At 68.8% G+C, this 9,762-nt stretch carries 4 protein-coding genes; all 4 read right to left on the reverse strand.

The window, feature by feature from the left end:
• Positions 1-88: 88 nt before the first annotated feature.
• Positions 89-3,988 (reverse strand): DNA-directed RNA polymerase subunit beta', encoded by a 3,900-nt coding sequence (locus tag QSK30_RS17695; protein ID WP_285504102.1) that lies wholly within the window; start codon positions 3,986-3,988, stop codon positions 89-91.
• Positions 3,989-4,091: 103 nt separating this feature from the next.
• Positions 4,092-7,595 carry a DNA-directed RNA polymerase subunit beta gene (gene rpoB, locus QSK30_RS17700; protein ID WP_285504103.1) on the reverse strand — a complete coding sequence of 1,168 codons (3,504 nt, stop codon included), beginning with the start codon at positions 7,593-7,595 and terminating at the stop codon, positions 4,092-4,094.
• A 332-nt stretch (positions 7,596-7,927) separates the two neighbouring features.
• On the reverse strand, positions 7,928-9,112 hold the full coding sequence (locus QSK30_RS17705; protein ID WP_285504104.1) for a hypothetical protein: 1,185 nt from the start codon (positions 9,110-9,112) through the stop codon (positions 7,928-7,930).
• A 16-nt stretch (positions 9,113-9,128) separates the two neighbouring features.
• Complete coding sequence (locus QSK30_RS17710) at positions 9,129-9,710, reverse strand: Rv1363c family protein (protein WP_285504106.1); 582 nt, start codon at positions 9,708-9,710, stop codon at positions 9,129-9,131.
• Positions 9,711-9,762: the final 52 nt, after the last annotated feature.

The raw sequence follows: 9,762 nt of genomic DNA on the forward strand, positions 1-9,762 counted from the left end.
GGGAACGGCCCCCGGAGCGAGGTGCTCCGGGGGCCGTTCCGTGTGGTGCTGACTTTTTGTTCTACTGCTACTACTGCTTCGCCATTGGCTAGCGGTAGTCGCGGCCGAAGTCGTAGTCGTCGAGCGGGACCGCCGCACCAGTGCCGGTGCCGAAGACATCCGGTGTGTAGTAACCGTCGTCGTAGGACGGGATCGCGTATGCGGCGACCCGGGCCTCTTCGGTCGGCTGGACCTGGATGTTGCGGTACTTGTTGATGCCGGTGCCCGCCGGGATCAACTTACCGATGATGACGTTCTCCTTCAGGCCGATGAGCTTGTCGCTGCGGCCGTTGATCGCCGCGTCGGTGAGGACGCGGGTGGTCTCCTGGAAGGAGGCGGCCGAGAGCCACGAGTCGGTGGCCAGCGAGGCCTTCGTGATGCCCATCAGCACCGGGCGGCCGGAGGCGGGCTCGCCGCCGGAGGCCACGACGCGGCGGTTCTCCGACTCGAACACGGCGCGCTCGATGAGCGCTCCGGGCAGGAACTCGGCGGCACCGCTGTCGAGGATCGTGACCCGGCGCAGCATCTGCCGGACGATGACCTCGATGTGCTTGTCGTGGATGGACACGCCCTGTGCCCGGTACACCTTCTGGACCTCGTCCACCAGGTGCAGCTGCGCCTCGCGGGGACCCATCACGCGCAGGACCTCGTGCGGGTCCCGGGTGCCCTCGAGCAGCTGCTGGCCCACCGACACGTGGTCGCCGTCGGACAGCGGGCCGTCCGGGGTGGCCGCGAGCCGCTGGCGCTTGGACAGCTTCTCGAAGATGATCTCCTCGCTGCCGTCGTCCGGGATCAGCGTGATCTTCCAGAACCGGTCGCCGTCCTCGATCCGGACGCGGCCGTCGACGTCGGCGATGGGCGCCTTGCCCTTCGGGACCCGGGCCTCGAAGAGCTCCTGCACACGGGGCAGACCGGTGGTGATGTCGTCGTTGACGACGCCACCCTGCTGGAAGGTGCGCATGGTCAGCTGGGTGCCCGGCTCACCGATGGACTGCGCGGCCACGATGCCGACGGCCTCGCCGATGTCGACCAGCTGGCCGGTCGCCATCGAGCGGCCGTAGCAGGTGGCGCAGACACCGACCGCGGCCTCGCAGGTGAGCACCGAGCGCACCTTGACCTTGCTGACGCCCGAGGACAGCAGCCGCTCGATCGCCGGGTCGCCCAGGTCGTCGGCCCGGTTGAGCAGGACCTCGCCGTTGGGCGCCTTGACCTCGTCGGACACGCAGCGCGCGTAGACGCTGGTCTCCACGTGCTGGTCGCGCAGCACCTTGCCGTCGGCGGTGGGCTCACCCAGCGGCATGATGATGCCCCGGGTGGTCCCGCAGTCGACCTCGCGGACGATGACGTCCTGCGAGACGTCCACCAGGCGCCGGGTCAGGTAACCCGAGTCGGCGGTGCGCAGCGCGGTGTCGGCCAGACCCTTGCGGGCGCCGTGGGTGGCGATGAAGTACTCCAGCACCGACAGGCCCTCGCGGAAGTTGGCCTTGATCGGCCGCGGGATGAACTCGCCCCGCGGGTTGGTGACCAGGCCGTTCATGCCCGCGAGCTGGCGGATCTGGGTCATGTTGCCCGCCGCGCCCGACTTCACGATCGTGGGGATCGGGTTGTCGTCGGGGAAGTTCTCCTCCATGGCGCGCGCGACGTCCTCGGTCGCGTTCGACCACACCTTGACGAGCTCGTTGTTGCGCTCGGTCGAGGAGAGCTGACCGCGCTGGTAGCGCTTCTCGACGGTGTCGGCCTTCTTCTCGTACTCGTCGAGGATGCCCTGCTTGGCGGGCGGCACGACGACGTCGGAGATCGCGATGGTGACACCCGAGCGGGTGGCCCAGTAGAAGCCCGCGTCCTTGAGCTTGTCCAGCGTCCGCGCCACGGTGACCATCGGGTACCGCTCGGCGAGGTCGTTGACGATCGCGGCCTGCCGCTTCTTCGGCATCGGCTCGTTCATGAACGGGTAGTCCGGCGGGAGCAGCTCGTTGAACAGCACCCGGCCCAGCGTGGTGTGCGCCAGCCACGGCTGACCCGGCGTCCAGTCCTGCGGCTGCATGCCCGGTCCCGGGTAGCGGTCGGAGATCCGGATCTTGACCGCCGACTGCAGACCGATGATCTTGCGGTCGAAGGCCATGATCGCCTCGGCGGGCGAGGAGAACGCCAGGCCCTCGCCCAGCCCGTTCTCCTTGGGCCGGGTGAGGTGGTAGATACCGGTGACCATGTCCAGACGGGGCATCGCCAGCGGGCGACCCGACGCCGGGGACAGGATGTTGTTCGAGGACAGCATCAGGATCCGGGCCTCGGCCTGGGCCTCGGCCGAGAGCGGCAGGTGCACCGCCATCTGGTCGCCGTCGAAGTCGGCGTTGAAGGCCTCGCAGACCAGCGGGTGCAGCTGGATCGCCTTGCCCTCGACCAGCTGCGGCTCGAACGCCTGGATGCCGAGGCGGTGCAGCGTGGGCGCGCGGTTGAGCATCACCGGGTGCTCGGTGATGACCTCCTCCAGCACGTCCCACACGGCCGGGCGGGCCCGCTCGACCATGCGCTTGGCGGACTTGATGTTCTGCGCGTGGTTGAGGTCGACCAGCCGCTTCATCACGAACGGCTTGAACAGCTCGAGCGCCATCGCCTTGGGCAGGCCGCACTGGTGCAGCTTGAGCTGCGGGCCGACCACGATGACCGAACGGCCGGAGTAGTCGACGCGCTTGCCGAGCAGGTTCTGGCGGAACCGGCCCTGCTTGCCCTTGAGCAGGTCGGACAGCGACTTCAGCGGCCGGTTGCCCGGGCCGGTGACCGGACGACCGCGGCGGCCGTTGTCGAACAGCGCGTCGACGGCCTCCTGCAGCATCCGCTTCTCGTTGTTGACGATGATCTCGGGCGCGCCGAGGTCGATCAGCCGCTTCAACCGGTTGTTGCGGTTGATGACCCGGCGGTAGAGGTCGTTGAGGTCGGAGGTGGCGAAGCGGCCACCGTCGAGCTGGACCATCGGGCGCAGGTCCGGCGGGATCACCGGGACGCAGTCGAGCACCATGCCCATGGGCGAGTTGCGGGTCTGCTGGAACGCGGCGACGACCTTGAGCCGCTTGAGCGCGCGCAGCTTCTTCTGGCCCTTGCCGCTGCGGATGGTCTCGCGCAGGTTGTCCGCCTCGGCGTCGACGTCGAAGTCGCGCGCCAGGGTCTGGATGGCCTCGGCGCCCATCGAGCCGGTGAAGTAGTCGCCGTAGCGGTCGATCAGCTCGCGGTAGAGCATCTCGTCCGCGATGAGCTGCTTGACGTCGAGCTTGGTGAAGGTGGTCCAGATCTCGTCGAGCCGGTCCAGCTCGCGCTGGGCGCGGTCGCGGAGCTGGCGCATCTCCCGCTCGCCGCCCTCCTTGACCTTGCGGCGCACGTCGCTCTTGGCGCCCTCGGCCTCGAGCTGGGCCAGGTCGGCCTCGAGCTTCTGGGCGCGGCCCTCGATGTCGGCGTCGCGCTTGTTCTCGACCTGCTTGCGCTCGACGCCCATCTCGGACTCGAGGGTCGGCAGGTCGTTGTGGCGCAGCTCGGCGTTCACCGTGGTGATCACGTACGCGGCGAAGTAGATGATCTTCTCGAGGTCCTTGGGGGCCAGGTCGAGCAGGTAGCCCAACCGGGACGGGACGCCCTTGAAGTACCAGATGTGGGTGACCGGCGCGGCCAGCTCGATGTGGCCCATCCGCTCGCGGCGCACCTTGGCGCGGGTGACCTCGACGCCACAGCGCTCGCAGATGATGCCCTTGAAGCGCACGCGCTTGTACTTGCCGCAGTAGCACTCCCAGTCCCGGGTGGGACCGAAGATCTTCTCGCAGAACAGGCCATCCTTTTCCGGCTTCAACGTCCGGTAGTTGATGGTCTCGGGCTTCTTCACCTCGCCGAAGGACCACTGGCGGATGTCGTCAGCGGTCGCAAGGCCGATGCGGAGCTCGTCGAAGAAGTTGACGTCCAGCACGTCGGTTCTTCTCCCCTTCTTGGTTACAGCACGTAAATGGGGGGATCAGCGCCTGCCCGCCGGGAACGGTTTCCGGCCGTTCCCGGCGGCGGCAGCGAGGTTGCTAATTGACGACGTCGTCCACCGACGGCGACTCATTGCGGGACAGGTTGATGCCCAGGTTCGCGGCGGCGCGCTCCAGGTCCTCGTCGTCGCCGTCGCGCATCTCGATGGCGGCGCCGTCGCTGGACAGCACCTCCACGTTGAGGCAGAGCGACTGCAGCTCCTTGAGGAGCACCTTGAACGACTCGGGGATGCCCGGCTCGGGGATGTTCTCCCCCTTGACGATCGCCTCGTAGACCTTGACGCGACCGAGCACGTCGTCGGACTTGATCGTCAGCAGCTCCTGCAGCGTGTAGGCCGCGCCGTAGGCCTGCATCGCCCAGCACTCCATCTCACCGAAGCGCTGGCCACCGAACTGGGCCTTACCGCCGAGCGGCTGCTGGGTGATCATCGAGTACGGGCCGGTGGACCGGGCGTGGATCTTGTCGTCGACCAGGTGCAGCAGCTTGAGGATGTACATGTAGCCGACCGAGACCGGGTACGGGTACGGGTCGCCGCTGCGGCCGTCGAACAGGATCGCCTTGCCGTCCTCCTTGACCATCCGCTCGCCGTCGCGGTTGGGCCGGGTGGAGGCGAGCAGGCCGGACAGCTCGTTCTCGCGGACACCGTCGAACACCGGGGTGGCGGTGTTGGTGTCCGGCTCGACGTCGTAGAGGTCCTCGGTGAGCTTGCTGGCCCACTCCGGGGTGCCCTCGATCTGCCAGCCCTGTTTGGCGATCCACCCGAGGTGGGACTCCAGGATCTGACCGATATTCATACGACGGGGGACGCCGTGGGTGTTCAGCACGACGTCGACCGGCGTGCCGTCCTCCATGAACGGCATGTCCTCCACCGGGAGGATCTTGCCGATGACGCCCTTGTTGCCGTGCCGGCCCGCGAGCTTGTCGCCGTCCTGGATCTTGCGCTTCTGCGCGACGTAGACCCGGACCAGCTCGTTCACGCCGGGGGGCAGCTCGTCCTCGTCCTCGCGGCTGAAGACCCGGATGCCGATGACCTTGCCGGTCTCGCCGTGCGGGACCTTGAGCGAGGTGTCGCGGACCTCGCGCGCCTTCTCACCGAAGATCGCGCGGAGCAGCCGCTCCTCCGGGGTCAGCTCGGTCTCGCCCTTGGGCGTGACCTTGCCGACCAGGATGTCGCCCGCGCCGACCTCGGCGCCGATCCGGATGATGCCGCGCTCGTCAAGGTCGGCGAGCACCTCCTCGGAGACGTTCGGGATGTCCCGGGTGATCTCCTCGGCGCCGAGCTTGGTGTCCCGGGCGTCGATCTCGTGCTCGTCGATGTGGATCGAGGTGAGCACGTCGTCCTGCACGAGGCGCTGCGACAGGATGATCGCGTCCTCGTAGTTGTGGCCCTCCCACGGCATGATCGCCACGAGCAGGTTCTTGCCCAGCGCCATCTCGCCGTCTTCGGTGCACGGCCCGTCGGCGATGACCTGGCCCGCCTCGACCCGGTCGCCCTCGCCGATGATCGGCTTCTGGTTGATGCAGGTGCCCTGGTTGGACCGGCGGAACTTGTGCATCCCGTAGGTCTGGCGGGTGCCGTCGTCGGCCATCACGGTGATGAAGTCCGCGGACAGCTCCTCGATCACCCCGGCCTTGGCGGCGACCACCAGGTCACCACCGTCGACCGCGGCGCGCAGCTCCATGCCGGTGCCGACCAGCGGGGACTCGCTGCGCAGCAGCGGCACCGCCTGGCGCTGCATGTTGGCGCCCATCAGCGCGCGGTTGGCCGCGTCGTGCTCGAGGAACGGGATCATCGCGGTCGCGACCGAGACCATCTGGCGCGGCGAGACGTCCATGTAGTCCACGTCGAACGGCTCGATGAACTCGACCTCGCCGCCCTTCTTGCGGACCAGGACGCGCTCCTCGGCGAAGTGGCCGAGCTCGTCGAGCGGGGCGTTGGCCTGCGCGATGACGTGCCGGTCCTCCTCGTCCGCGGTCAGGTAGTCGATCTGGTCGGTGACCTGGCCCTCGACGACCTTGCGGTACGGGGTCTCGATGAACCCGAACGGGTTGACCCGCGCGTAGCTCGACAGCGAGCCGATCAGGCCGATGTTCGGGCCCTCCGGGGTCTCGATCGGGCACATGCGGCCGTAGTGCGAGTGGTGGACGTCGCGGACCTCCATGCCCGCGCGCTCCCGGGACAGACCGCCCGGGCCCAGCGCCGAGAGGCGGCGCTTGTGCGTCAGCCCGGCGACCGGGTTGGTCTGGTCCATGAACTGGGAGAGCTGCGAGGTGCCGAAGAACTCCTTGATCGCCGCCACCACCGGGCGGATGTTGATCAGGGTCTGCGGGGTGATCGCCTCGACGTCCTGGGTGGTCATCCGCTCGCGGACGACGCGCTCCATCCGGGACAGGCCGACCCGGATCTGGTTCTGGATCAGCTCGCCCACGGTGCGCAGGCGGCGGTTGCCGAAGTGGTCGATGTCGTCGACCTCGACCGGCACCTCGCGCTGGTCCTCGCCCTGGCCGACGACCATGTTGGTGTCGCCCGCGTGCAGCCGGACCAGGTACTCGATCGTGGTGACGATGTCGTCCTCGGTGAGCACACCGCGGTTGGTCGGCATCACCAGGCCGAGCTTCTTGTTGACCTTGTACCGGCCGACCTTGGCCAGGTCGTAGCGCTTGTCCTTGAAGAACAGGTTCTCCAGCAGGGTCTGCGCGGACTCCTTGGTCGGCGGCTCACCCGGGCGCAGCTTGCGGTAGATGTCGAGCAGCGCCTCGTCGGTGCCCGCGGTGTGGTCCTTGTCGAGGGTCGCGATCAGGGTCTCGGAGAAGGAGAACCGCTCGCGGATGGCCTCGGTGGTCCAGCCAAGGGCCTTGAGCAGCACGGTGACCGGCTGGCGGCGCTTGCGGTCGATCCGCACGCCGACGGTGTCGCGCTTGTCGACGTCGAACTCCAGCCACGCGCCGCGGCTGGGGATGACCTTGACGCTGAAGACGTCCTTGTCCGTGGTCTTGTCGATGTTGGTGTCGAAGTAGACACCGGGCGAGCGGACCAGCTGCGAGACCACGACACGCTCGGTGCCGTTGATGATGAACGTGCCCTTGTTGGTCATGACCGGGAAGTCGCCCATGAACACCGTCTGGCTCTTGATCTCGCCGGTGGTGTTGTTGGTGAACTCGGCCGTGACGAACAGGGGCGCCGCGTAGGTCATGTCCTTGTCCTTGCACTCCTCGACCGAGGCCTTGACCTCGTCGAAGCGCGGGTCGGAGAAGGACAGGGACATGGAGCCCGAGAAGTCCTCGATCGGAGAGATCTCGTTGAGGACCTCCTCAAGACCGCCGACGGGATTCTCGTCACCGGCGTCGACGCGGCGCTGGAACCACGCCTCCGCGCCGGTGAACCACTCGAACGACTGGATCTGCAGGTCCAGCAGGTTGGGCGTGCTCAGGGGCTCGCGGATCTTGGCGAACGAGACCCGACGGGGGGCGCCCGGGATACCCGAGTTCGAAGCAGTGGAGTTGGTCGCAGCAGTGGCCTTGGTCGCGCGGGAGACTGCCAAGATGCGTCCTTCCAGGACTATGAGCGGTTGACAGCCGCGCTAGCAACAGATAACGCGCCTGTCAAGGGTGCCGTGGTGCCCAACATCCTAGCTCTTGGCAAAGGGCGTGCGGAAAGTGGGCAGCGCAAAGGGGCAGTCTAGCCACTAGAAGGGCGACTGTCGAGGCCCGCTGCTCAATCGGTCCTCCCGCTCAGTGCGTGCTGGGTAACAGCCTGACTCGGCGGGGTCGCCGAGTCAAGATGCCACGCCAACCCGACCACTTTTGCAGCAGTGTGCTCGCGCTCACCGATCAACGCTTGACCAGGGGAAACACCCCTGCTAGACGGGCGGGCTCAGCACTGGGCGGGGGCGTCGCCGCTGGGCAGCGGCTGGTTGAACATGTCGAAGTCAGTGATCTTCCAGACACCGCCGGAGCGCTCGGCCCGGATGCCGAACTGGGCCCCGCTGGCCGAGGTCTGGTCCTGGTCGGCGCGGGTGGTCGACTGGTCGACGAAGACCAGCAGGTCGGCCTTGTCCGCCTCCAGCCGCTGGACGCCGATCTGGCGGACCTTGGTGGTCAGCACCAGCTTCTGCGCCGGGGCGAGCTGCTTGAGCTGGCCGAAGAGCTTGTCGTACTCGCAGACCGCGGTGCCCGCGAGCGTCTCCTTGACGGCCTTGGCGTTGGCGTCGAGGTCGGTGTAGCTGTAGGAGAGCGTCCGCTCCACGGCCACGGTCAGCTTCCCGATCACCTCGCTGGTCGCGGCCGGGTCGGTGATCGCCCGGTTGGTGCTGTCGGCGGCCGCGGTGAGCGAGTCGGCCTCGCCCTTGAACCACAGGCCCGCGCCGGTGAGCACCACGATCAGGGCGACCGGGACGGCGATGCCGACCCAGCTCGGCCAGCGCTGCTTGGCGGGGCGGCCTGCGGCCGGTTGGTACCGGGGCGGACGGTCGTCGGAGACCATGGTCGCGGCCGTGGTGGGCACAGCGGCGCCGGTCGACCGGCGCTTGCCCGCGGGGCGGCGGACGGCGGACGCGGGCTCTTGGTCGCTGTCGAGCTCGTAGTCCTCGTCGAGTTCCCGGTCGTCGTCGAGCTCCGGGTCCTCGTCGAGCTCCGGGTCCCTGTCGGCCGGGGCGGCGGGAGCCGGGGCGGGGCGGCGGGTGCCGGTGTCGTCACTGTCCGCAGTGGACAGAGCGCCGATCACCCCCGACGCGGTGATCCCGGTGTCCGCGGGGGTGGACTCGTCCGGGGACTCCGGTGCGGGAGCCGGGGCGGGCTTGGCGCGCGGCGAGACCGGGGTTTTCGGGGTGCCCGGCACCTGAGCGGCGGGCACGGGGGTGCTCGGCGCGGGCGGCTCGGGGGCAGGCGCGGCGGGTCCCGGGGACTGGGCGTCCACCGTGTCCTGGGCGTCCTGGGCGTCCAGGGTGTCCTGGTCCGCCTCGGGCGGCTGCGGGGCGCCGGTGGGCTTGCGCAGGCCGGCGACCTTGGGGCGGCGGCCGGTGGGGCCCGCCGGACGGCGGCGAGAGGGGGGCGTCGGCACTGCGGGGTCCTCTCGGCTATCCGGCTGGGGTGAACGGCACGTAGCCGATACCGCTGAGCTTCCACCCGTCCGCGGTGCGGTCGAGGGTGGCCTGGATGCGCAGGTACTTCGGGGTGGCGGCCTTGCCCTCCGGGGTGACCTCGACCCGGACCGCGGCGATGACCTCGGCCTTGCCCTCGCGGTCCGCCAGGCTGGTGACCGCGATCTTGAGCACGGTGGCGGTGGTGACCGTCTTGGCCTGCTCGATGGTGCTCTTGCTCGACGCCCGCCTGCTGGTGACCTCGTCGCGCAGCTGGCCGGTTGAGGTGCTGACCCAGCGGTCGAGGTCCTGGTCGACCTGGCGGTAGTCGAGCGTGTTCAGGGTGACGATGGCGGCGCTGCCGACCCGGGCGACCTCGTCGCGCATCCGGGCGATGTCGAGGTCGTCGTCGTTGCCCGCGGTGACCCAGGCGACCGCGAACCACACCGCGAACCCCGCGGCGACCAGCGCCAGCGCGGACAGGACGATCACCAGGTAGCTCGGTCCGCGACGTCGCACCGGGGCCTGCCGAGGAGCGTCGACCTGCTCCGTCGGCTCTCCGGTGTCCGTGGTGGTCATGGCGCTCCAGCGGATAGGCGGGGGTGGGCGGTTCTGGAGTTGTGGCGGCGGT

Origin of the sequence: Actinokineospora sp. NBRC 105648 (assembly GCF_030269645.1) — a bacterium.
In the GTDB taxonomy this organism is placed as follows: domain Bacteria; phylum Actinomycetota; class Actinomycetes; order Mycobacteriales; family Pseudonocardiaceae; genus Actinokineospora.